Source organism: Lacrimispora xylanolytica (genome assembly GCF_026723765.1).
Taxonomy (GTDB): Bacteria; Bacillota; Clostridia; order Lachnospirales; family Lachnospiraceae; genus Lacrimispora; species Lacrimispora xylanolytica.
The window spans coordinates 2970300-2994026 of the sequence record NZ_CP113524.1 but is presented as its reverse complement, the minus strand read 5'-3'; the positions used below and the strand labels follow the sequence as shown (position 1 = coordinate 2994026).

19 protein-coding genes, 1 tRNA gene and 1 riboswitch are annotated in these 23727 nt (G+C 41.1%); of the genes, 12 read left to right on the top strand and 8 right to left on the bottom strand.

What is annotated here, in order from left to right; translation table 11 throughout:
* Window positions 1–62 precede the first annotated feature (62 nt).
* Both OW255_RS14015 and OW255_RS14010 read right to left on the bottom strand, forming a co-directional pair.
* Window positions 63–896, bottom strand: coding sequence for an undecaprenyl-diphosphate phosphatase (locus OW255_RS14015; RefSeq protein ID WP_268114415.1), 834 nt, complete (start codon window positions 894–896; stop codon window positions 63–65).
* Window positions 897–1070: 174 nt separating this feature from the next.
* Complete coding sequence (locus tag OW255_RS14010; RefSeq protein ID WP_268114414.1) at window positions 1071–1688, bottom strand: helix-turn-helix domain-containing protein; 618 nt, start codon at window positions 1686–1688, stop codon at window positions 1071–1073.
* A gap of 192 nt (window positions 1689–1880) precedes the next feature.
* Between OW255_RS14010 and OW255_RS14005 the strand changes: the two genes are divergently transcribed.
* Together OW255_RS14005 and OW255_RS14000 are read left to right on the top strand one after the other, a co-directional pair.
* The gene (locus OW255_RS14005; protein ID WP_268114413.1) at window positions 1881–3539 is read left to right on the top strand and encodes a recombinase family protein; all 1659 of its coding nucleotides are present in this window, start codon (window positions 1881–1883) and stop codon (window positions 3537–3539) included.
* Window positions 3532–4020 carry an HIT family protein gene (locus OW255_RS14000; protein WP_268114412.1) on the top strand — a complete coding sequence of 163 codons (489 nt, stop codon included), beginning with the start codon at window positions 3532–3534 and terminating at the stop codon, window positions 4018–4020. The genes OW255_RS14005 and OW255_RS14000 overlap by 8 nt, the downstream gene beginning before the upstream one ends.
* Before the next feature lie 71 nt (window positions 4021–4091).
* Here OW255_RS14000 and OW255_RS13995 read toward each other — a convergent pair whose 3' ends face one another.
* From OW255_RS13995 to OW255_RS13985, 3 genes are all read right to left on the bottom strand, one after another.
* Window positions 4092–4877, bottom strand: a complete 786-nt coding sequence (locus OW255_RS13995) for a MerR family transcriptional regulator (RefSeq protein ID WP_268114411.1) — start codon at window positions 4875–4877, stop codon at window positions 4092–4094.
* Window positions 4878–5057: 180 nt separating this feature from the next.
* On the bottom strand, window positions 5058–6905 hold the full coding sequence (gene asnB, locus OW255_RS13990) for an asparagine synthase (glutamine-hydrolyzing) (protein WP_268114410.1): 1848 nt from the start codon (window positions 6903–6905) through the stop codon (window positions 5058–5060).
* A gap of 27 nt (window positions 6906–6932) precedes the next feature.
* Entirely contained in the window at window positions 6933–8309 is a 1377-nt protein-coding gene (locus OW255_RS13985; protein WP_268114409.1) for a citrate transporter, read from the bottom strand.
* A gap of 210 nt (window positions 8310–8519) precedes the next feature.
* Between OW255_RS13985 and xylB the strand changes: the two genes are divergently transcribed.
* The 7 genes from xylB (at window position 8520) to OW255_RS13950 (ending at window position 17961) form a co-directional block, all read left to right on the top strand.
* Window positions 8520–10043: a xylulokinase gene (xylB, locus tag OW255_RS13980; protein ID WP_268114408.1), complete on the top strand. Its 1524-nt coding sequence runs from the start codon at window positions 8520–8522 to the stop codon at window positions 10041–10043.
* Window positions 10044–10075: 32 nt separating this feature from the next.
* Window positions 10076–10729 (top strand): fructose-6-phosphate aldolase, encoded by a 654-nt coding sequence (fsa, locus tag OW255_RS13975; RefSeq protein WP_024835140.1) that lies wholly within the window; start codon window positions 10076–10078, stop codon window positions 10727–10729.
* A 19-nt stretch (window positions 10730–10748) separates the two neighbouring features.
* A complete protein-coding gene (locus OW255_RS13970) occupies window positions 10749–11375 on the top strand; it encodes a DUF4867 family protein (RefSeq protein WP_268114407.1) in 627 nt (208 codons plus the stop codon).
* A gap of 66 nt (window positions 11376–11441) precedes the next feature.
* Entirely contained in the window at window positions 11442–12920 is a 1479-nt protein-coding gene (locus tag OW255_RS13965; protein WP_268114406.1) for an L-fucose/L-arabinose isomerase family protein, read from the top strand.
* Between the two features lie 535 nt (window positions 12921–13455).
* Window positions 13456–15237, top strand: a complete 1782-nt coding sequence (locus OW255_RS21090; protein ID WP_331485635.1) for a BclA C-terminal domain-containing protein — start codon at window positions 13456–13458, stop codon at window positions 15235–15237.
* 302 nt (window positions 15238–15539) lie between these two features.
* Window positions 15540–16862, top strand: a complete 1323-nt coding sequence (locus tag OW255_RS13955; RefSeq protein ID WP_268114405.1) for an MFS transporter — start codon at window positions 15540–15542, stop codon at window positions 16860–16862.
* Window positions 16863–16974: 112 nt separating this feature from the next.
* On the top strand, window positions 16975–17961 hold the full coding sequence (locus tag OW255_RS13950; protein WP_268114404.1) for a DUF4846 domain-containing protein: 987 nt from the start codon (window positions 16975–16977) through the stop codon (window positions 17959–17961).
* 193 nt (window positions 17962–18154) lie between these two features.
* On the opposite strand, the gene OW255_RS13945 is transcribed toward OW255_RS13950, so the two are convergent.
* Complete coding sequence (locus tag OW255_RS13945) at window positions 18155–18823, bottom strand: ECF transporter S component (protein WP_197029634.1); 669 nt, start codon at window positions 18821–18823, stop codon at window positions 18155–18157.
* An 84-nt stretch (window positions 18824–18907) separates the two neighbouring features.
* Window positions 18908–19024: riboswitch (FMN riboswitch) on the bottom strand.
* Between the two features lie 328 nt (window positions 19025–19352).
* On the opposite strand from OW255_RS13945, the gene OW255_RS13940 reads away from it, so the two are divergent.
* A tRNA-Ala gene (locus tag OW255_RS13940) sits at window positions 19353–19425 on the top strand.
* A 571-nt stretch (window positions 19426–19996) separates the two neighbouring features.
* On the opposite strand, the gene OW255_RS13935 is transcribed toward OW255_RS13940, so the two are convergent.
* On the bottom strand, window positions 19997–21517 hold the full coding sequence (locus tag OW255_RS13935; protein ID WP_268114403.1) for a GHKL domain-containing protein: 1521 nt from the start codon (window positions 21515–21517) through the stop codon (window positions 19997–19999).
* A 12-nt stretch (window positions 21518–21529) separates the two neighbouring features.
* A complete protein-coding gene (locus OW255_RS13930; protein WP_024835149.1) occupies window positions 21530–22267 on the bottom strand; it encodes a LytR/AlgR family response regulator transcription factor in 738 nt (245 codons plus the stop codon).
* A 240-nt stretch (window positions 22268–22507) separates the two neighbouring features.
* Here OW255_RS13930 and OW255_RS13925 point away from each other — a divergent pair, with 240 nt between their 5' ends.
* Together OW255_RS13925 and OW255_RS13920 are read left to right on the top strand one after the other, a co-directional pair.
* Window positions 22508–23590: a TlpA family protein disulfide reductase gene (locus OW255_RS13925; RefSeq protein WP_268114402.1), complete on the top strand. Its 1083-nt coding sequence runs from the start codon at window positions 22508–22510 to the stop codon at window positions 23588–23590.
* Window positions 23574–23723, top strand: coding sequence for a CD1871A family CXXC motif-containing protein (locus OW255_RS13920; RefSeq protein ID WP_268114401.1), 150 nt, complete (start codon window positions 23574–23576; stop codon window positions 23721–23723). The genes OW255_RS13925 and OW255_RS13920 overlap by 17 nt, the downstream gene beginning before the upstream one ends.
* Window positions 23724–23727 lie beyond the last annotated feature (4 nt).

Here is a 23727-nt window from a genome sequence, read left to right as displayed (position 1 = left end):
TTATCTCAGTGGCTGTCTGGCAGTCATAGAAAGGATAAGGCGGTTTTTATATGCTTATTTCGTTAAAATAGCAGGGTAATCAGTATGACAAACAGTCCAAAGTAAATACGGTACCAGCCAAACAATTTAAAATCATGCTTTTTAATAAAGCTCATTAAGAACTTGATGACAAAGATTGAAACCACAAAGGCTGTTACCATTCCAACCACTAAGATAATTAATTCAGAACCGGAAAATTCCAGGCCGAACTTAAGGATTTTCAGTGCACTTAAGCCAAACATGACAGGGACAGCGAGAAAGAATGTAAATTCTGCCGCAGCCACACGGGAGACGCCTATGATAAGAGCGCCGATGATGGTGGACCCGGAGCGGGAGGTTCCAGGGATAATAGAAAGAACCTGGAACAAGCCAATGAGAAAAGCAGTCTGATAAGTGATATTCGTAAGCTCATTAATCTTAGGTGTTCTATGTTTGTTCCAGTTTTCCACCAGTATAAATGCGATTCCATAGAAAATCAGTGCCGCTGCAATCACAAATGGAGTATGAAGATGGGCTTCAATAAAGTCATCAAATAAGATAGTGACTGCTGCTCCAGGAATGCAGGCAAAGGCGGTTTTAAACCACAGAGAGAAAACATCACCCCGAATTACCGGCATATTTTTGTTTTTAAATTGAAAGGGAAACATCTTATCCCAGAAAATACCCACTACAGCTAAAATGGCGCCAAGCTGAATGACAACAAAAAACATCTCTTTAAAAGCAGCACTTGCATTCAATTGAAGAAACTCATCTACAATCAACATATGGCCGGTACTGCTGATCGGCAGCCATTCCGTTATGCCTTCCACAATTCCAAGAAAAATCACCTTGAAAATTTCAATTACATTTAGATTCATGAATAAAAATCCTCCTTTTTATTGCTGATAATATAGTTATCCCTTGGCAAAATTTTATGCCGGGTACGTTGTTTTATTTTATTTCCCAGGCAGAAAATATGCAAGAAACCAGACGTCACTATCATAAAATACGTTGACACGAAACGTGTCAAAGGCCGTAAAATGCCACTTTTATCACGTATTCTGCCATTTTGCCTGTTTCACCAGCAGTATCGTCTTAATAATAAGAAGCAGAAAAGAAAATGCAGTAATATAAGGCTGACGGGTCATGATAAAGATCAGAATGGCAATGGAATGTAATAGAAAGGATCCTAAACGGAATATTTTTAATGCTTTTTCTAGTTGTAGTGATCGGAGTATCAGTTGGGCGACTCCCCAGACGCATATTAAAATCAGTAAAATAAAATATACGAGGCGTATGGACTCTGATTCATAATAGGAAAATAGTGTCACTGATCTAATGTGATCACCATCAGGCTGGCCGTATAAGGGAAGAAATATAAATAAAATAGTAAATACATCCAGCAGGCCGTAGATTAAATGAGTGATACTATTTATATTAGTGCGGTTTTCTGCTTCCGCAAGTACAATCAATTCCTCCCCTGATAGTAAATCGTCAATGGTGACGGAAAAAAGTCTGGATATGCATTTTAGGGATTCGATATTTGGATATCCTTTTCCACTTTCCCATTTGGAGACAGCTGTACGCGATACATATAGCTCATTGGCAAGCTGTTCCTGAGTGAGCTGTTTTTGTTTTCTCAGCTGCTGCAGTTTTTCATGAAATTCCATGGCAGTCCTCCTGTTGTATCATTCTATAAGCTTAACTGAAATCATCTTTATAATCAAGCAGTTCCTGTTACAGATAGGTCCTCTCTGAGAATGCTCAAAATCGGATTTAGTATCCATACTTTCCTTATCTCATAGGACAAACAAGGGATTGCATATATCTAACCATGGAAAGAAAGGGGAGAAACAAGCTTCATGGCAAAGTCAGCGGACAGGCAGAATCAAAATAAAACGCCTTTAAAGACGAAGGTATGGCTTGTGGGGTTTTACATTCGCCTATCCCGTGAAGATAAGCGTGGAAAAGATGAATCAGAGAGCATTACCAATCAAAGGCTTATTTTGACCGATTTTTTAGAACAGCAAGACGATGGTGATCAATATATATTTGCAGGAGAGTATGTGGATGACGGTGTAAGCGGGACAACGGATGAAGAACGGGAAAATTTTCAGCTTCTGTTAAATGATATACAAAAGGGAAAGGTCAATTGTGTCATAGTTAAGAACCTGGCCAGAAGCTTTCGGAACAATGGAGATCAAAGCTATTATCTGGGTGATTGGTTTCCAAGAAATAACGTACGGTTTATTTCTCTTTACCAACAACCCATTGACACCTATAAAGACCCCAGGAATGTGCAGAACCTGGCGGTTCCGGTTCAGGGAGTTCTAAACGAAGAGCATGCAAGAGGAACCTCAGAAAGCGTAAGAAGGACATTTGATAAAAAAAGGGAAAAAGGGCTGCACATCGGATCCTTTGCCGTTTACGGTTATGAAAAGGATCCGGAAAATAGAAATGCTCTCATCATAGATCCCGTGGCCGCCGAGCAGGTAAAAAGGATTTTCTCCTGGTATCAGGAAGGAAAGAGTAAAAATGCAATCGTCCACCTTCTTAATGATTATGGCATTTTATGTCCATCTGCCTATAAAAGGCAGAAAGGACTGAAATATCAAAATCCAAATGCGGATATGGGCAAAGGTCTATGGAGTGTGATGACCGTCACTGGGATTTTAAAGAACCAGATTTATACAGGGGACATGGTACAGGGACGTTACCGCAAGAAAAGTTATAAAATTCATGTGCAGGAAGCGGTTCCGGAGGAGGAATGGTTTATTGTGTCAAATACTCATGAGCCAATTATTAAACGTGAGGATTTTAATCAGGTTCAGGAGCTGCTAAAAAGAGATACAAGGACGGCACCGAATCAGAAGAGCCTTTATTTATTCAGCGGTTTTCTGCGCTGCGGAGACTGCGGCAAGGCGATGACACGCAGCAAGGTCAAAAATAATGTTTATTATCATTGCAGCACTTATAAGAACCAGTCAAAAAACGCCTGTACCAAACACACCATCAGACACAGAGATTTGGAGCCGGCGGTCTTAGAGGTGATCAGACAGCTGATCTCCACTGGTGTTTGTTATCACGAAGTGATTCAGGAAATAGATGCAGCCCCCAAAAAGGAGAGCCGTTCTGATTTGTTAAAGGGTCTGATACAAACCAAAGAAAAGGAGCTGTATAGGATTACACATTATAAGCAGAGCCTTTATGAAGACTGGAAGGATGGTGAAATCACGAAAAGGGATTATCAGCAGATGAAGGAAGATTACGAAAGAAGGTCAGAGGCCATACAGCATATATTAGATCATCTGCAAGACAAAAGGGAAGAACTTGATAGGTCCAATGAATTGGAGAATCCTGTTTTGGAGGCATATAGGAAAAGTGGAAATATCAACGAATTGACCAGAGATATTTTAATACAATTGGTGGATCATATCAGGATATATGAAAATGGCTCTATCTGTGTTAAACTAAGGTTTGCCGATGAATTTCATAATATGAAGGAGGAACCAGATGTATAATCACGCACCAGATAATTATATCTGCCCGTTTTGCCAAGTTGCTCAGGGAATAGAAAACCAATTCATCCATACAAAACAGTCGGACATTGTATACCAGGATGAATACATAACAGCGTTTATTAATGCGGGATTTTTTGAGAATAACAAAGGAAATGTAATTATCATACCCAATGATCATTATGAAAATATTTATGATCTGCCTGATGACATCTCAGCAAAGATACACAAATTGGAAAGGGAAGTTGCTATTGCACTGAAAGAAGTCTATCAGTGCGATGGGGTATCATCAAGGCAACATAATGAACCTTACGGAAATCAGGAAGTCTGGCATTATCACTTGCATGTGTTTCCAAGATACAAGGATGATAATCTATATTCATCAGGCAGAGTGTATTCAAAGCCAGAAGAGCGAATAAAATACGCCGACGGGCTCAAAGAATATTTTAAAAATGGTAAAAGCAGGGATCATAAAAGCGTGTAATTTTATAGAAACAATTATCCTTTAAATGAAAGATAAGGGAAGCCGGTCGTGGCTTCCCTTTATGTTTGTTTTTATGAAGTATGTAAGGGTAAAAATAATTCGATATAGTAAATCGGTTCCACTGTCTTTTCATCTGACTTATTTTGAAATGTGTAACCTGGAAGATGGCAGCTATAGGCGGCACCGGTTAAATGGTATCCCTGCTCCCTTGCCCAGTTAGCTGCTTTTGTGATTGAAAGAGAATCAGGGACAGGCTGACTGGAGGCTATGATGGTATAAACACAACGGTTATGCTGGAGCATGGAGAAGTCCTCTAGCTCTTCCTGCAGATCCATGACAGCCGCAGTATGGCTTGCCAGTACCGTATATTCTTTGCTTTTTTCTGCACAATCCTTCATGATCCGATATTCCTGAAAACGATAACACAGGTCGGAAATCTCTTTTGCGTGTATAAAACTAGTATCCGGAATGATATAATGTCTGCGCAGCGGACGGATATCGTACCGGTTCAGACACAATTCCACATTTTTTGATAACTGCTTTAAATGGGCCAGGTGGACCAGAGATTGCTTATGCTTTTCCACTTCCTGCTTTTCTTTTGCTATTTTCTCCTGAATGATGGAACTGTAGGAGGGAAGTGAACTATGAGACAGAATCCGGTCAATGTCTTCCAGGCTGAAGTTAAGTCTGCGGTAAAATAAAATGCTGGAAAGCTTGTGAATGTCATCATAAGTATAGGCCCGGTATCCGTTTTTTTCTTTTTTCGGTTTTATAATTCCTTTTTTCTCGTAAAATCGAAGTGCATCCCTACTTATGCCCAAACGGTCTGAAACTTCGCCAATGCTGTAATGTTTCATAATAACTCCTTAGTTTCAGTCTCATGTTTTATTATCATATATTAACATAAAACGGGAATAAATGGTCTTACAGTTTTCTTTCTATGTTTACGAAAAAATGACAAAGCCTGTAGAAAATTGATTTTTTATGGCAAATAATGGAGATGCTGACCCGGGTGTTTTGAGCCAGCACCTCCATTTTTATTCCACTGAAATATGGTAAGTTTCCAGCCAGTTATTGATCTGGAGGAGATAGGCAAGCATCTGAGGACCTGCCATTAACTGACCATACCATGGTTTTCCGTAATCGGAAGGACTTGTTAAGAATTTTTCCAGATGTTCCCTGTCAAGGAACTGCATGACTGGGGAAGAACCCAATGCCATTTCTTTCACCCGGTCGACTAAAAGTGCCTCATAGTTGGTGTCATAGGTTTTTGGATAAGGCGATTTTCTTCGGAACAGGACTTCATCTGGAAGCAGACCTTTTCCAGACTCCCGAAGGAGATTCTTTACAACTCCATTTTTTGTTTTCATATCCCATGGCACGTTCCAGACGTATTCGATGATACGGTGATCGGCAAATGGAACTCTTGCTTCCAGGCCGGAGTACATGCTGGTACGGTCCATACGGTTTAATAAAGTCTGCATGAACCAGCGAAGATTTAAGTAGGAAATCTCCCTTCTTCTCGCTTCCGTTTTATTGTCTTCCGAAAGAACCGGTGTCTCGGCAATAGACTTTTCATATGTTTCCCTCACGTAATCCTCCATTTTAAGGTAATCGAGAAACTCATGATTTAACATGGCCTTTCGTGGCTTTAAATCCATGGTCCAGGGAAATGCGTGGGCATTAAAGCATTCCTCTTTATGGAACCAGGGATAACCGCCAAAGATTTCGTCGGCACATTCTCCCGTCAGTGTTACTTTGTTATAAGGTTTTACCAGGGAGCAGAAGTGGAGCAGAGAAGAATCAATATCTCCCATGGCAGGCAGGTCGTGGGCTCTTACGGAATCATAAAGCCGGTCTGCCTGAGTCAAGTTGTCGCATTCCAGGTAATGATGGTCAGAATCCAGAAATTTTACCATCTGGTCTACATAAGGACGGTCCTGTGACGGCTGAAAGTTATTGGCCTTAAAAAACTTGTCGTTGTTGACAAAGTCAAAGGAAAACGTAGAAAGCCTTTTGCCCTGTTTTTTTAGTTCCTGGGCACAGACAGCGGAAACAAGACTGGAATCAAGTCCCCCGGATAAAAAAGTACAGATAGGGACATCAGATACCATCTGGCGGCGGATAGAATCCCGTACAAGAAATGAGGTCTTTTCAATGGTCTCCTCATAGCTGTCCTCGTGGGGGTGGCTTTCTAGCTTCCAGTAGCTTTTTAAACGGAAGCCATCCCTGGAACAAAAGAGAAAATGTCCGGGAAGAAGCTCTTTCATTCCTTTTAGGATTCCAGAGCCAGGGGTTCGGGCTGGGCCAATGGAAAATACCTGGTTCAGTCCATCCCGGTCTAACACAGGCTTTATACCCGGATAAGCAAGAATCCCCTTTAATTCCGAGGAAAAGATGATCTCCTCATCCTGAATAGTGTAGAACAAGGGCTTAACCCCGGAGCGGTCCCGAAAGAGACACAATCCGTCGCGATAGGGATCTTGAATGGCAAATGCAAAAATTCCGTTCAGCTGCTTCACAAAATCAGGTCCAAATTCCATATATCCAGTAAGAATAACCTCTGTATCGCAGGTGGTGGCAAAGGAGTGACCTCGTTTGATTAAATCCTTGCGAAGTTCCTCTGTATTGTATATTTCGCCGTTATATACAATGACAAAGGTTTTCCCAGCCTCAGTTTTTTTCATGGGCTGGCTCCCATTTGCCAGGTCAATAATGGATAAGCGGGCATGGGAAAGTCCACCGTGCTCAAAAAGCCAGATTCCTGAATCATCAGGACCCCGATGCTTTTGGGCTGCTGACATAGATTCCAATACATTTTCATAATAAGTTCTGTCTTTCACATAATTCCGGTTCGGATTGTAAAAACCAGCAATTCCACACATAGCAATTCCTCCTTTGAGCTTAATGGGTTATAAAAGAACACAGGCGACCAGAAATGTTGCCAGGAAGCCTATGACGACTGGAAGAAAATTCTTTCTGGCAAGCTCCAGAGGGCTTACGTTACAGATGGCGGCAACTGGGATAAGCCCCCATGGAACAATGGTTCCCCCGCCTACGAAGATGGCAGTGATCTGTCCAAGAGAGGCCAGGATAGGAACAGAGGCTCCTACCGCAGTCCCGAAGGTGTTGGCGAGAGAGCCGGTCAGGGGCAATCCGGAAAAGCCGGAACCGTCTAAACCGGTCAGGCAGCCTGCCGCCATTTCTAGAATTGCTGCCATATATTTGTTAAGAGGGGTATTATGTGCAAGCCATAAGGCCCAGTCATTCATAATGCCTCTTTGAAAGGAATCTCCCATAATAGCAGTAATCCCATTTCCGCCTAAAAAGAAAAATGCCCCAATAATGATGACAGGAGCAAAGATGCGGATGGCAAACAGGAAGCCGTCTGTAATATAAAAGGTAATCCGTTCCAGTGAATGAATGCCAAAACCCAGAACAGTACCAATACATGTGAGCAGAATGGCGGTACCTGATATCATACTGGTGGCATCAGTCCCTTTCAAATGATAAACAAGCATAAAGACAATATTGGCAAGAAAGGCGAGGGGAGTTAAAATCGCCATAAAAAGAGAGGTATAATCCCAGGTCTTAAGTTCCGGCTCAGGTGTTTCCTGAATGTAGAGCTGCGGGCAGCAGGCCGAGATTTCCTTTCTATTTAGAAAATATGCGGAGCAGACAGTAACAATACCCATAACCAGGAATAAAGGACCGCCTTGAGTCAGGATATCAGAGGTCTCAATAGAGGCGGCTCCTGCGGAGATGGAAGGTGCACCCTGAATGATAATATCAGAGCTTAAGGCAATTCCGTGACCAAAAAGATTCATGGCCATGGCGGCAAAAAGAGGGTCTAATCCTGCCTTTACTGCAAAAGGAAAGGCAATGGCTCCGACCAAAGCCACCGCTGGGGAGGGCCAGAGAAACAGAGAGAACATCAGCATGGTAAGCCCTAGAATCCACCAGGTAATGGAGGGGGATTTCATGATTTTTGACATAGGTGTCATGATTAAATAATCGCTTCCCAGCTCCTTTAAGCATTTGGAAAGAGCTATGATCAGGGCAATGGTGGCAATGATATCCATAAATTCCCTGGCAGCATATACAATGGCATTGAAAACAGTCATGATGCCGCCGGTCACAGACCCATACCCAGCAACCCCCAGAAAGAAAAGAAATGCAATGCAGACAAGAAGAGTATCTTTTCTTAAAATCATTACGGCCAGAATTACGATGACGCCCAAAAGATAAAGATAGTGCATTGGTGTCAGCACCAGATTAGGATCGAACATAGAAGCCACTCCTGTGAAAAAGATATAGTCTATTCTATGTCAGAAATTTTTCGCGGTACATAGTTCGCAGATTTGATTTATTTTTAAGGCCATACCTTCAGGAAATAATAAAAGTGCAAGAAAGTGCTATTACTTGGACAAATAAGAGCACGCTTTTTTTCTCCATATATATTATAATCAGGGTATGATACTTAACGAGGAGGTATGGGGATGAATTATCTGATTGGGATTGATGTAGGAACATCAGCCACAAAGACAGTTCTGTTTGAAGAAGGGGGAAAAGTAGTAGCTTCCGCATCAAAGGAATATCCTCTTTACCAGCCAAACAACGGCTGGGCGGAGCAAAAGCCTGAGGACTGGAGAGATGCGGTTTTAGAGACTCTTTCCCAGGTGGTTTTAAAGTCAGGGGCTTCAAAGGAAGACATAAAAGGAATTGGAATCTCCGGCCAGATGCACGGACTTGTCATGCTTGATGAGAACAATGAAGTGCTGCGCCCTTCTATCATCTGGTGTGATCAGAGAACCGGGGCAGAAGTAGAAGATATGCTGCGGATTATGCCAAGAGAACAATGGATTGAGATCACAGCCAATCCCCCTCTTACCGGCTGGACGGCTGCAAAGATACTATGGGTGAGAAAGAATGAGCCTGAGCTTTATAAAAGATGCAGACATATTCTTCTGCCAAAAGATTACATACGATTTGTGCTGACAGGCGTTTTTGCCACCGAGGTTTCCGATGCCAGCGGCATGCAGCTGTTAAATGTTGCAAAAAGGTGCTGGTCCGAGCAAGTCCTGCATAAACTTGATATCGACGGAGAGCTTTTAGGGACAGTCTATGAATCCTGTGAGGTAACTGGAACACTCCTTCCGGAGATTGCCGCGCTTACTGGTCTTTCCAAGGAAACAAAGGTGGTTGGAGGAGCTGGGGATAACGCAGCAGCAGCAGTGGGAACCGGAGTTGTAAGAGATGGTACTGCCTTTACCACTATAGGAACCTCTGGTGTGGTTTTTGCTCACAGCAGTCAGGTCACCATAGACCCGAAAGGAAGAGTCCATACCTGTTGCTGTGCGGTACCAGGTGCATGGCACGTAATGGGAGTTACCCAGGGTGCAGGCCTTTCCTTAAAATGGTTTAAAGATAATTTCTGTCAGGATTACATTGAAGAAGCCGATCGACAGGGCGTTGATGTATACGATTTAATCAACCGGGATGTAGCGATCATCAAGGCAGGAAGTGACAAGCTTCTCTATCTGCCTTACCTGATGGGAGAGAGAACCCCCCATCTGGACCCGGATTGCAGAGGCGTTTTCTTTGGATTATCTGCCATTCATACAAAAGCTCACATGCTCAGAGCTGTCATGGAGGGAGTTTCCTATTCTCTTAGTGACTGCAACGACATCTTAAAAGAGATGGGAATTGAAGTAGATGAGATGATGGCCTGTGGAGGCGGCGGAAAAAGCCCTATCTGGCGGCAGATGCTTTCGGATATGTATGAATGTGGAGTTAAAACTGTAGAACAGACGGAAGGCCCGGCGCTTGGAGTGGCAATTTTAGCTGGTGTTGGATGCGGAATCTATGAAAGTGTGGAATCAGCCTGTGATACCATGATTTCCGAAGATAAGTCTACGGAACCGGAATCAGAACAGGCAGAGCTTTATAAAAAATATCACTCATTATACAAAAAGCTTTATGAGGATTTAAAGGACAGCTATAAAAAGCTGGCATCTTTATAGAGTAATAATAAAACATACAGGAGGCAAAGGATATGCGTTTTTTTATTGATACGGCAAATGTGGAAGAAATTAAAATGGCGGAAGAGATGGGAATCATCTGTGGTGTAACCACCAATCCGTCCCTGATTGCAAAAGAGGGAAGGGATTTTAATCAGGTAATTGCTGAAATTGCTTCCATTGTAGACGGTCCTATAAGCGGTGAAGTTAAGGCCACCACTGTGGATGCAAAAGGGATGATTGCAGAAGGACGTGAGATCGCTGCCATTCACCCCAATATGGTAGTGAAGATACCAATGACCACGGAAGGCCTAAAGGCAGTAAAGGTTCTGACCGCAGAAGATATTAAGACCAATGTCACTTTAGTATTTTCCGCAGCTCAGGCACTTCTTGCAGCAAGAGCTGGGGCCACTTACGTATCTCCATTCCTTGGACGCCTGGATGATATATCAATGCCTGGAATCGATTTAATCGCAGATATTATGGAAATCTTTGAAATCCACGGAATTGAGACAGAAATTATTGCTGCCAGTGTGAGAAATCCGATTCATGTCATTGACTGCGCTAAGGCAGGAGCTGACATTGCAACGGTTCCATACAAAGTATTAGAGCAGATGACAAAGCACCCTCTTACAGATCAGGGAATTGAAAAGTTCAAAAAGGATTACCTGGCTGTATTCGGAGAATAAAAAAGGAGAGGACGCATTTATGGGTTTAGCAGTCAAGCCGGTGACAGATGAAGCATTTCGTGCTTATGGAAAAGTCATAACTGGCTATGAAACAGGGGAATTATTAAAAAAGATGGGCAGCACGCCCCTTCCTGATGATGTCATCTATGTACCTTCCGTTAAGGAACTGGAGGAATTAGAAGTCACAAAGGAATTTGCTAAAAGGGTTTACGGCCAGATGCCAATACAGGTTGGCTTCTGCAACGGCCATAACAAAAAATTGAACGCGGTAGAATATCACAGGGATTCAGAGGTCAATATTGCGGTGACCGATCTAATCTTAATCCTTGGAAAGCAGCAGGATATTACCACGGAATTTACTTATGATTCCGGTTTGATGGAAGCATTTCTCGTGCCTGCTGGTACTGTAATTGAGGTATATGCAACCACGCTGCATTATGCCCCCTGCCATGTTGAGGACGGTGGATTTCGCTGTGTGGTAATTCTTCCAAAAGGAACAAATATGGAACTGGAATCTCTGGGCGAAGCCGTATACAAGGAGGATCAGCTGCTGTTTGCAACGAATAAATGGCTCATTGGCCACGAGGAAGGCGGACTTCCAGAAGTAGCTTATATTGGTATCACCGGGGAGAATCTCTCCGTGTAACACAATGAAACATAAGAAAAGAAGGCGTAATTCATAAAATGTCTTAATAATAGGAGGAGTCATATCATGTATAATATCCCTGAATTAAAAGTAGGTATTGTAGCGGTCAGCAGAGATTGTTTCCCGGAATCACTGTCAGTGAACAGAAGAAAAGCTTTAGTTGGGGCTTATGAGGCAAAGTATAATGGGGACAATATTTATGAATGTCCCGTTTGTATCGTTGAAAGTGAAATTCACATGGTTCAGGCCCTTGAAGATGTAAAGAATGCCGGCTGTAATGCCTTAGTGGTCTACCTTGGTAACTTTGGACCAGAGATTTCTGAAACTCTTTTAGCAAAGCATTTTGATGGACCTGTCATGTTTATTGCCGCCGCAGAGGAAAGCGGAGATAATCTAACTCAGGGCCGTGGTGATGCCTACTGCGGAATGTTAAATGCCAGCTACAATTTAAAGCTTAGAAATGTAAAAGCATACATACCAGAATATCCTGTTGGAACAGCAGCAGAGTGTGCTGATATGATTGAAGAATTCCTTCCGGTTGCCAGATCACTTGTTGGACTTTCCAGCTTAAAGATTATTAGCTTTGGTCCTCGTCCATTAAACTTCCTGGCATGCAACGCTCCGATTAAGCAGCTTTATAACCTGGGAGTGGAGATTGAAGAAAACTCTGAGCTGGATTTATTTGAGGCTTTCAATAAACATGCAAATGATCCAAGAATCCCTGATGTGGTAAAAGATATGGAGAAGGAACTTGGATCTGGAAATCAGAAGCCTGAGATTCTTCCAAAACTTGCTCAGTATGAGCTTACTCTTTTAGACTGGGTAGAAACACACAAGGGCTATCGCAAATACGTTGCCATTGCCGGGAAATGCTGGCCAGCATTCCAGACCCAGTTTGGCTTTGTACCATGCTATGTAAACAGCCGTCTGACCGGAATGGGTATTCCAGTATCCTGCGAAGTGGATATTTACGGAGCACTCAGTGAGTTCATCGGAACCTGCGTCAGCCTTGATGCAGTAACACTTCTTGATATCAACAATACAGTTCCAGCTGATATGTACGAAGAAGATATCAAAGGAAATCATGATTACACCCACCAGGATACCTTTATGGGATTCCATTGTGGAAATACCTGCTCAAGAAAGCTGTCTGCCTGCTCTATGAAGTATCAGATGATCATGGCAAGAACCCTTCCAGAAGAAGTTACCCAGGGTACCTTGGAAGGCGATATTGCTCCTGGAGATATTACATTCTTCCGTTTACAGAGCACTGCAGATAATTTACTCCGTGCTTATGTTGCTCAGGGAGAGGTCCTTCCGGTTGCAACCCGTTCCTTTGGTTCCATTGGCGTATTTGCTATTCCGGAAATGGGAAGATTCTACCGCCATGTTCTGATTGAAAAGAACTTCCCACATCACGGAGCAGTTGCTTTTGGACACTATGGAAAAGCAATCTTTGAAGTGTTTAAATACCTTGGTGTAGAAGAAATTGGATTTAACCAGCCAAAGGGAATGCTTTATAAATCAGAGAATCCATTTTCATAAAAGGTAATTTCATAATTAGTTTCGAATAAAATAGCTGTCTTCGTACGGAAGCGATTCCGTATGCAGGCAGCTATTTTCATAGGAACTTTACGACAGCTTGGCGTAGGTCAAATAGCCAAAAAAGATTTATAACTGGTTCATATATAATTACAAGAAAAGGAAAAATATAAATTAGTATGATAAGCAAATTATAATGAATGCCGTAAGTAATAAGCAGGATCGGATATGTAAAATTGAAATCGCTTTTTTATCTTAATTTTTTGTTATTCTTTAAATGTTTTAGATAAATAGTTAATTGTAATAAGAATGTGTTTACTTACATTCTCTCTTTTATTCAAAAAACATTGATATTTTACTATAAAATTATAATTGAATACAGGATATTGGTAAAATAAATGGACGGATAGCCATTGCTGAAAAATCAAATTAATCTTAATGTTAGTACAGTTGCCAAAACATAAAACCATTCATAAAATAGTTATAGGCATGATTCTAAATAGAGCATGCCGTAAATATTAAGAATGGAGGGTTAAATATGGCAAATAGTGCACTGCAAATAGAGCTAAATACAGCTACGACTGTTGCCTCTGGTGCCAATGTCCTTTTTGATACCATAGTCTATTCATCTGGCGGGATACTCTATAATCCAGCCACTGGTGTAGTTACATTTACCCAGCCTGGACGATTTGTAATCGATTGGTGGCTTGCCACACAATCGTCTCAAGCAACCAATGGAGCTTCTTTTGCTTTGTCTTCTTCACAGGGAGACTTTTTAGAAGGAAATTCTCCGATAAAAACTGGTGAGGTATTTGGTATTGGAATTGTTGAAGTTATAACGGCTCCGGTTACCTTATCACTTGTAAACATTAGCAATGCAACTGTATTCTTCTCATTAATCGTTCCGTTAAAAGGAACTTTGGTGATTGTAGAAGATGATATTAGTGGAGCCACCGGCCCGACGGGAGCTACCGGTCCAACCGGAACCACCGGCCCGACGGGAGATACCGGTCCGACAGGAGCCACCGGTCCAACCGGATTAACTGGCCCAACGGGATTAACTGGTCCAACCGGAGCCACCGGCCCGACGGGAGATACTGGTCCAACCGGAGCCACCGGCCCGACGGGAGATACCGGCCCAACGGGAGCCACCGGCCCGACGGGAGATACCGGCCCAACGGGAGATACCGGCCCAACGGGAGATACCGGCCCAACCGGGTTAACAGGTCCGACAGGAGCCACCGGCCCGACGGGAGATACCGGCCCAACGGGAGATACCGGCCCAACGGGATTAACAGGTCCGACAGGAGCTACTGGCCCGACGGGAGATACCGGCCCAACGGGAGATACCGGTCCAACGGGAGATACCGGCCCAACCGGCCCGACGGGAGATACTGGCCCAACAGGAGATACCGGCCCAACCGGATTAACCGGCCCAACGGGAGATACCGGTCCGACAGGAGCCACCGGTCCAACGGGAGCCACCGGCCCGACGGGAGATACCGGCCCAACGGGAGATACCGGTCCGACAGGAGCCACTGGCCCAACGGGAGATACTGGTCCAACCGGAGCCACCGGCCCGACCGGAGATACCGGTCCGACAGGAGCCACCGGCCCGACGGGAGCTACTGGTCCGACGGGAGATACTGGTCCAACCGGGGCCACCGGCCCGACCGGAGATACCGGTCCGACCGGAGATACCGGTCCGACAGGAGCTACCGGCCCGACGGGAGATACTGGTCCCACCGGCCCAACGGGAGCCACCGGCCCCACCGGCCCAACAGGAGACACCGGCCCCACCGGAGATACCGGCCCCACCGGTCCAACGGGAGACACCGGTCCAACCGGCCCCGCTGGAATAGCTGGTCTAGCAGGAGCTACCGGTTCAACGGGAGCAACCGGCCCGACAGGTCCGGCCGTTACTAGTGATAGCATGTCAGCAAATAACACGACTTCAACTGTTATTGCTGTAGTACTGGGTGGTACAGATGTCCCATTACCAGATAATCAAAATTTGAATACTTTTACCGTAGATGGCACAAATACCGATTTTACGGTACCTGCAACTGGAGAATATCTCATAAGCTATGCTATTGCTACAACAGCAGCACTTTTGGTATCTTCACGGGTATTGGAGAATGGTGCACCAATCGCTGCGTCCGTCGTTACGCCAGTAGTGGCTGCTTCTGAATTGTCAACATCGTTTATTGTTCCGCTGACTGCTGGTGACACACTGACGCTTCAGTTGTTTGGTCTGCTTGGTGCTGCAACTCTTCTTGGAGGAGCAAGTACCTATTTGACCGTTGTTCGTGTGATCTAATTTTTTACTATAGTTTAAATCCCCCTCCTCTAATGGGAGGGGGAACTTTCTTAACCTGTTATGAGGAAATGTCAGGTTTCCATTTTTATTAATATCAGTTATAATATAAAAGTATCTGGATACTAGATTAGATGAGAGGTTGAGTGTATGAAAAAGCATCCTAAGGTAATTTATATGAGCGCACATTTCTGTACAAGGTCTGATTCATGGACGAGGCTTGTACAGAATCAATTGTTTTAATCGATCTCGTCCCCATTGGGCCTTGTACTTATAAGACTAAATACTTATAAGGAAAGAGAACAATGGAAAATAATAAAAATTATATTATATTTTGGCTGGGACAATCCATGTCGCAGCTCGGAAGTGCAATGACATCATTTGCCCTGACAATATGGGCTTATGAAAGAACACAGTCTGCAATGACAGTCTCACTTATGACATTTTGCACGTATTTACCATACATAGTAATCAGCATTTTTGCAGGCGCCTTTATAGACAGACATTCTAAAAAGAGTATCCTAATTATATCAGATACGATTGCAGCCTTATTAACCGTAGGAGTTTTCTTTGCTCTGAGGCAAAATCAGCTAACCATAGAACATATCTATGCGGTTAATACCCTGATAGGATGCTCCAATGCTTTTCAGTCTCCGGCATCTGCCATTGTTACCGGAATATTGATACCTGCCGGACAGTATAAAAAGGCAAGCGGTCTTCAATCATTCTCAAGCAATCTAATCATGGTTACAGCCCCTATGTTATCTGGAATGATTACAGGGGCAGCAGGGCTTTCGCCTGTTTTATTGGCAGACTTAATTACATTTATATTTTGCATGCTTACATTAATCGTGATCCCAGTGAAACAGCCTTCTCTAAATGAGGAAAAGACAAAAGTGCGGGATATGATAATTAGCAGTCTGAAGGAGGGCATTTCATTACTAAACAATGAAAAAGGGATACTGCACATTATGATAAGTCTGGCAATTATTAATTTCTTTTCCAGACTGACGTATGAAAATATCTTATCACCAATGATTTTAGCCAGAAGCGGAAATGATATTAAGGCACTCTCTTTTATAAGCGGAGTAATGGGGGCAGGAGGTATCATAGGAGGGATTATGGTTACATGTGGAAGAGCCAAAGCCAATCCGATTAAGCTTATTTATGTTTCTGCTGGAATATCATTCCTGTTTGGAGACCTAATGATGGGAAGCGGCCAAAGTATATTTGCATGGTCTTTAGCTGGCTTAGGAGCAAGCATTCCAATTCCGTATATCATAGCGGGACAGTCCATAATTTTATACCAGATGATTCCGCAGAGTAAGCAAGGAAGCATCTTTGCACTTCGTAATGCAATTCAATATTCCACCATTCCAGCAGGGATACTTTTAGGTGGCTATCTGGCAGATTTCGCATATGAACCATTTATGATGTCCGACCACCCTATCGCAGGTTTATTACATAAGGTCGTAGGAACTGGAGCAGGAGGTGGTATGGCGGTCATGTTTCTATGTACCGGTATTCTGGGGACATACTCTTGTATTGCTGGATATAAAAACAGGCATATTAAAGTGTTGGCAAAACAACTGATGGATAAGAAGGATTCAGACAGTACTTCAAGGTAATCAAATTATAATGTTAAATATTCGTTATATTTACTGGTAATCCTATTTCTATCGTGTTACAATTGCAGAAACAAACAGGGATAGAACAAGAATCATGTGGGGGATGCCGAATATGAAAAAGTGGGTTTACGGATGTATGACATGCGCATTAATAAGTCTCTTGGTGTTTCAGACGAAATATTTTAATAAGCAAAAAGCCATGATTTTGGAAACAGAATATTCAAGTCATGAAATCTTGACCCATTCGGCTGACCCTACAGTAAATACACCAATAAGTGACAATGAGGAACGTACAATTTCTGTCAATAGCACAACAATAAAAAAGACTTTGATCCATTCTGCTGGAACAACGCTGGAGGAACGATTTGCTCCCCCTGATGGCTTTGTCAGAGTGGAAAAACCATTGGGCAGCTTTCAGGGATATTTAAGAAAATACGAACTCAAACCGGATAAGAGCCCTGTACTTTTGCATGATGGAAGCGAAAAGAGAAATCAAAAGGCCCATGCTGCAGTTTTCTCAATGCCATTAGTAAATGGGGATTTACAGCAGTGTGCAGACAGTGTCATTCGTATGTATGGGGAATATCTATGGTCGATCGGTGCATTTAAAGACATTTCATTTCAGCTCACCAATGGCTTTCTCATGGATTATTCTTCCTGGAGAGAGGGAGAGCGCCTGTCTGTGGAAGGAAATAAGGTATGGTGGGAAAAGCGGGCTTCTTATGATGACTCCAAAGAAAATCTGATAAAATATTTAAGGCAGGTCATGATTTATGCGGGAACTATTTCCCTTGAAAGAGAGAGCAGCAGTGTTGATTTAACACAGCTATTATCGGGAGATCTGCTGATCCGAGGAGGAAGCCCCGGTCATTGTGTTATGGTGGTTGATGTAGCAGAGGATGAAACAGGAAATAAATGCTTTCTTCTCGCCCAGGGATACATGCCTGCTCAGGATTTTCACGTTCTTAATAATCCTCTCCATGAAGACGATCCATGGTATTATGTTACAGAAATAAAAGATTCTATTGTTACTCCGGAGTATACATTTGGGATTGATGATTTAAAGCGTTGGAAAGTATTTATGGAATCGATTAAATGATTAGAAGCGGTTCTTTTTTAAAGTATAATAAATATAAATATTCAAATAAAATGTCTGGGAATATTTAAAAGAGATTTTTTATATTTGACAGGAACAGAAACTAATATTTAGATAGATGCGTAGAATTTGCAATTATGAAATTGATTTGCATTTTCTACGCATTATTTCATATAGAAATGAAAGTTAAGTTGAATTAAATGACCCCATTTAAAACAAGAATCACCATAACGATTGTCACTAAAATAACTCCTACAATCAGTGTCATGCCTAAACTGATTGTTCCATTTTTACTCGTGTCTTGCGTCTGAAAAGACAGGAGATTAGATTTTCTCAGTGTAGTAACAAGTGGTTTATAAATAAGAAGAGTCAGGACTGTATTGATACCGCTTTTTAAAAGATTAAATGGTATAATAGCTGGTAACAAAAGTTTTACGACAGCTTCCCTGGGGTAGCCCATATAAATAGGTGTAATCAGATAATTCCATAACACCATGACAACTGTCATAAGCAGACAACCGATCACCATACCTACAAAGCCGCCAGTCATGGAATGGCGTTTTTTATAAAGATAAGCGGCAGGGCAGACAAAGGCAACTGTGGACAAGATATTCATGATCAGGCCAATGATTCCAGTGCTGCTGATGGTAAACATTTCAATAAAAGAAACGATAACGGATATAATGACGGCTGACATGGGACCAAATATAAAGCCTCCAGTCAGTATAATAACGTCTTTTGGTTCATACTCCAAAAATGGGGCGACCGGGACAATAGGAATTCGGATAATTAAAACGGCTACAAAAGCCAAAGCACATAACATGGCCATTATGGTTATTTTACTAGTTTTCTTGCTCATATTCATAATACTTTCCTCCTGAAAATAAAGTAACACCTGAAAGTGTGCCCTTCAGGTGTTAATAATAGACAGGTGTATTATCTCTATTTAACACATCTTCTTTCATCCAGACTTTACTGTCGGTATTGGAGTTACACCAATTCTGCGTGATACACGCTCGCGGACTTTACCGCCGGTCGGGAATTTCACCCTGCCCTGAAGACAACTATATGCAAATGTTCTGGATACATTATATCACCCAATAAAAAAATTGCAAGATGTAGTTGCAATTTTTTTATCGGTTTGCTATAATAGCGTCCATGGGGGTATAGCTCAGCTGGGAGCGCGAGATGTCCGGTAAACGACCCCTCAAAGAAGAAGTAGATTTGAAGAAGTAAAATGCTGGAAACCTGCGTAAATAAAGGGTTTTCGGCCATATGGGGGTATAGCTCAGCTGGGAGCGCGAGATGTCCGGTAAACGACCCCTCAAAGAGGAAGTAGATTTAAAGAAGTAAAATGCTGGAAACCCAGATAAATAAAGGGTTTTCGACCATATGGGGGTATAGCTCAGCTGGGAGAGCGCTTGAATGGCATTCAAGAGGTCATGGGTTCGAATCCCACTATCTCCATCGTAAAAGTCTAGTATATACTAGGCTTTTTTATTTTTGTGTTGCATTTCATGTTGCATTGATTCAAAATGTTTTATAGTTACATCTTCATATTTCTGCTCATAATCATTAATTGTTCCGCGATAAACCTGCTTTAAGGTTTTATCTGAAGACCACCCTCCACTTAAACAATAAGCCGCAGGCATGAATGCTTGTGGCTTAAATTAGAATTTTTAGGGACGGGACACTTGATAAATCAAGGATAAAATGGTACATATCATTTAGGTCCAACTTTTGAGGGCCAGTTCACAATGTGCCTTTTTATTGATTTAAATTCTACTAATGATTACTTTTAAAAATCAGAAGATATATTTTCTGATAGGAGGCAAATGGAGGTAATAACTATGCTGCAGAGAGCCTGAGGCAGAAGTATAGAAAAGTTATCCAATTTGACATATTAAAACGGGTAAGTAAAAAATACAGATAATAAAGATAATCATTCGTGTGATTGATACCGTAGGGTAAATACACATTAATATCTATTTTATAGCATAAAGTGAGTTATAAAGCCGTTTCGTTTAGAAGATAAATATTAATTGCTTATATTTAAGCTTTGGCGAAATTCCGCTTTATCATAATAGGTGTTCAACATAACCTGGGGATAACTGTCGACTATTTCTTTAACAATTTGCAATCCTTTCCCGCTATGTCCTATCTTATCTGATTTTCTCAGTATCATATGTTCAAACTGATGACCTGCACGTACACTGTTCTTTATAGAGTAAGAGACCAGGTTTTCTTGATTGCGTATATTTATATTTATATGTGAGTCAGGGAGGTTTTCACATTCATCGATAGCATTATCCATAAAAATTCCGAGTATCCTTGTCAGATCAATAATATCCATTCCTAAGAAAAATAAATCTTCATCGATTTGAATATTCAGTGATATATTTACATTGAGATTAAATGCTTGAAATAGTTTCATGTGCAAAAAAGAGCGCAGCGTTTCGGAAGGAATTTGATACAGCTGCGAAAACTGATAGTTCTTCTCAATCTGATCTAATGCAAATGGATATATTTTTTCTTGATAAAAGATCTTCATTGCAGAGTCACTGCTTTTTTCTACAAATCCACCCATTGTCATAAAGAGATTTTTGGTATCATGACGGAGGTTTTCCATATCTTGAAGATTTTTATTCAAGTTTTGATAGTATTCAACTGTGCTCTTTTGTGACTGTTTCATGTAATCTAATGTAATTCGATAATCCTCTATGAAGTATAACATATATACAAATGCTACCTGAAAAATCAAAAGAAACAAATGAAAAATATTGATATAAATTAGAAGCAGATCACTAACCGTTCTGGTCAATAGGAATGGAAGCGGTATAACTACAATAGAAATAGTGGTTATGGCAGCGAAGAAAGAGATTATTTTATCAACAACAATAAATTTTCTGCTAATTCTTCTTGCGGTGATTATAATCCGGTTATACTTTTTGCTAACCAGGTAGACTGTTCCAAAAGCAAACAATAAGGCTAAGGTCAAAAATAATACCATTGCTACTCGGTCCAGCGACTTCCCGGTTTGAAAATGGTACATGATGTATTCCATGATTGGGAAAAAAATTAATGCTGAGAATGACAGATAAATAAAGGAGATATAAACACTAAGAATTCTTCCCCTCAAGGTACCAGCATTGAGAAATTCAAAGGTTAATAATGTAAAAAGAATAAGCAGATACCAACTACCATAACCCATAGTAGTTAAGCTTGAATTTAATAGTCTATAAGGTAACAAAAAAGCAGCAAAAAGAAATAGAGCGTTTTCAGTCGAAACATCGCATAGCCTTAGCTGTTTAAACTCAATAGAAAATAATGCTGCAGTTACAATAACGAGCAATAATTGTGATTTTGAAGTGATATTCCAGATATAGAAAGCCTGCACCAGAACAATTGCAATCCCTATCAGGAATTGTAGTTGTTTTGGTGCTTTTTTGGTTATTGTCATGCAAAGTAATATAATAAATGAGTGTAAAAAGCTTAGTACAATTTCTATAAATCCTGTACTAAATAAATCTGTTAAGCTACCAACGGGATAAGGCATCATTATTTCTCCAATCTATTTATTTTTAAAAATATTTTTTTTGCTAATTGCACATGTAACTAATTCTCCATTTGATAATTTTAATTGTCCATCTGCTATGCCAACAACACAGCGTCTATTCACTACAACGGAACGATGGCTGAGCGCAAAGTCTTCCCCCAATAATTCAAGAGCGTGAGAAATGGAATCTCGTACAGTAATTTGTGAACCATCAATAGTGTGATAGCAGATATTATGCGGCTGTCCCTTTAATGTTTCGACATATGCAATTCGTTCAACTGAAATACTTACATATTCGTCAATACTAATCTGAAGTTCAACTGTATTGCTTGGCACATCGATGGAACTATTTTCTAAATTCATACATTTTGTTAAACAGTTTTCAAATTCCGTTGTCATCATTGCTAGGTTAAAATTTTTTTTAATAAAATCAAATGGTTCAACTCCACTTTTTAGGAGTGCCATGCTTTTTTCAATATGGCTTGTGACAAAAACAATTTTAGCAGGAATTGCTTTTTCACGGAGCTGTTGCGCCAAGTCAATGCCATTTAATTGGTGATTTCCCATATCAAGGTCTAGAAAAAATAAGTAGGAATCGGGATTGCTGTTTAAATACGCCAATACCTCTCCGGCCGAAGATGCAAGGCAAGCTATCTCTGCTTCCATCTTTAAAGTACGAATTATATTATTAAGAATATCCGATATCATGGATAGGGTAAAAGCATCATCGTCGCATACAATTATTTTTAGCATGGCCGAACCTCCTACATAATAAAAAAGCAATAATAAATTATACCATATTATTGTTTTGTCGCAAATATTTTGTCCTGAATACTGCATTTTTGTCCTGAACATATTTTTAAAAAAGATGTTTCGAGACGTAAAGCCACTGTTAACGTAGAAACGCTGTTTTGTCATAATTTTTGTAGTATACTTTGCACTATTACAGGTGAAACACTTGTGAAAAAACTTTGAATAAAAGGAGAATTATTAATGAAACGAATTAAAAATTATGTGGCGATTGCACTGGCTACAGTAACAATTTTAACAACAGTATCTGGTTGTAGTCCTACACAAAAAGCTGAAACAAATGGTGCGCTTCCAGTAAATTCTGACGGTAATGTTACCACTGAGGTAAAGGAACGGGGACTTAAATTCACCATATCTCAGGAATATATGGATAAAGGTGTCACTTTGGAAGGGTATAACCAAAACCTGGATGGATACCGCATAGTTAGTATTACATATTATAGTCCGACTGCCACAGAAGCTTTAGAAACAATTATCAATATGGATGAAGAGAAAAGAACCAAAGAAGTCTCTGATGAGTATACGCAGAAGATATGGAATACAAGCCGTACCATTATGGACATTGTAATGCTGGAAACGGATGAGTATAAGAAGTTAGTTGACTCTGGAACCAGTTTGGATAAAATTACCGGATATTCACCTTCTGAAGAACTGGGAATCAACGACGGCTATACCTACATTATCTCTATTCCGGATTTGGATAATGGTGATCTCAGTGAGGATGAAATCAAGCAATATAATCAGTGCAAGGAATATATGAAAACAGTTAAGGAGAATCTTTCTTTTATTCCGGTTGAATTGGAAAACACAGATACTGTACTTGGAGAAACCATGCCCTCTTTCACAACAAATGATTTAAACGGCAATGCGGTTACAAATGATATTTTTGGTAAGAAAAAGCTGACGGTTGTTAATGTATGGGGAACTTTCTGCGGTCCTTGTATTGAGGAAATGCCTGAACTTCAAAAGTGGTCTGAAGAAATGTCTGATAATGTTCAGATTATTGGCTTGGTAGGTGATATTGAAGGGGAAAATGATAAGAAGCATTTAGACTTAGCGAAAAAGATTGTTGATAAAGCGGGTGTTAATTTTACAAACTTGATTGCAAACGATGATTTTAAAGACATGATGAGTGGGATTATTGGATTTCCTACAACATTTCTTGTGGATCAGAACGGTGCAATTGTGGGAGATCCTATTGTCGGAGCTGAAATGGATTCCTACAAATCAGCTGTGGAGGCATACTTAAATGGAAACGCAAACTAAGAGAAGATTCCTTTCAGCATTTGTTCTCCTGTTAGCCGCTGCGTTTTTGTGCTTCGGGGTGCAGCGGGGAGAGGTAGCCATTGTTCTTAATAAAGCTGTCAATATCTGTTTAGAGTGTATAGGATTGGGGTGAGCAT

Excerpts from the sequence above, each read along its gene's own strand:
- OW255_RS14015 (WP_268114415.1), bottom strand. The coding sequence starts at position 896 with ATGAATCTAAATGTAATTGAAATTTTCAAGGTGATTTTTCTTGGAATT.
- OW255_RS14010 (WP_268114414.1), bottom strand. The coding sequence starts at position 1,688 with ATGGAATTTCATGAAAAACTGCAGCAGCTGAGAAAACAAAAACAGCTC.
- OW255_RS14005 (WP_268114413.1), top strand. The coding sequence starts at position 1,881 with ATGGCAAAGTCAGCGGACAGGCAGAATCAAAATAAAACGCCTTTAAAG.
- OW255_RS14000 (WP_268114412.1), top strand. The coding sequence starts at position 3,532 with ATGTATAATCACGCACCAGATAATTATATCTGCCCGTTTTGCCAAGTT.
- OW255_RS13995 (WP_268114411.1), bottom strand. The coding sequence starts at position 4,877 with ATGAAACATTACAGCATTGGCGAAGTTTCAGACCGTTTGGGCATAAGT.
- asnB (WP_268114410.1), bottom strand. The coding sequence starts at position 6,905 with ATGTGTGGAATTGCTGGTTTTTACAATCCGAACCGGAATTATGTGAAA.
- OW255_RS13985 (WP_268114409.1), bottom strand. The coding sequence starts at position 8,309 with ATGTTCGATCCTAATCTGGTGCTGACACCAATGCACTATCTTTATCTT.
- xylB (WP_268114408.1), top strand. The coding sequence starts at position 8,520 with ATGAATTATCTGATTGGGATTGATGTAGGAACATCAGCCACAAAGACA.
- fsa (WP_024835140.1), top strand. The coding sequence starts at position 10,076 with ATGCGTTTTTTTATTGATACGGCAAATGTGGAAGAAATTAAAATGGCG.
- OW255_RS13970 (WP_268114407.1), top strand. The coding sequence starts at position 10,749 with ATGGGTTTAGCAGTCAAGCCGGTGACAGATGAAGCATTTCGTGCTTAT.
- OW255_RS13965 (WP_268114406.1), top strand. The coding sequence starts at position 11,442 with ATGTATAATATCCCTGAATTAAAAGTAGGTATTGTAGCGGTCAGCAGA.
- OW255_RS21090 (WP_331485635.1), top strand. The coding sequence starts at position 13,456 with ATGGCAAATAGTGCACTGCAAATAGAGCTAAATACAGCTACGACTGTT.
- OW255_RS13955 (WP_268114405.1), top strand. The coding sequence starts at position 15,540 with ATGGAAAATAATAAAAATTATATTATATTTTGGCTGGGACAATCCATG.
- OW255_RS13950 (WP_268114404.1), top strand. The coding sequence starts at position 16,975 with ATGAAAAAGTGGGTTTACGGATGTATGACATGCGCATTAATAAGTCTC.
- OW255_RS13945 (WP_197029634.1), bottom strand. The coding sequence starts at position 18,823 with ATGAATATGAGCAAGAAAACTAGTAAAATAACCATAATGGCCATGTTA.
- OW255_RS13935 (WP_268114403.1), bottom strand. The coding sequence starts at position 21,517 with ATGATGCCTTATCCCGTTGGTAGCTTAACAGATTTATTTAGTACAGGA.
- OW255_RS13930 (WP_024835149.1), bottom strand. The coding sequence starts at position 22,267 with ATGCTAAAAATAATTGTATGCGACGATGATGCTTTTACCCTATCCATG.
- OW255_RS13925 (WP_268114402.1), top strand. The coding sequence starts at position 22,508 with ATGAAACGAATTAAAAATTATGTGGCGATTGCACTGGCTACAGTAACA.
- OW255_RS13920 (WP_268114401.1), top strand. The coding sequence starts at position 23,574 with ATGGAAACGCAAACTAAGAGAAGATTCCTTTCAGCATTTGTTCTCCTG.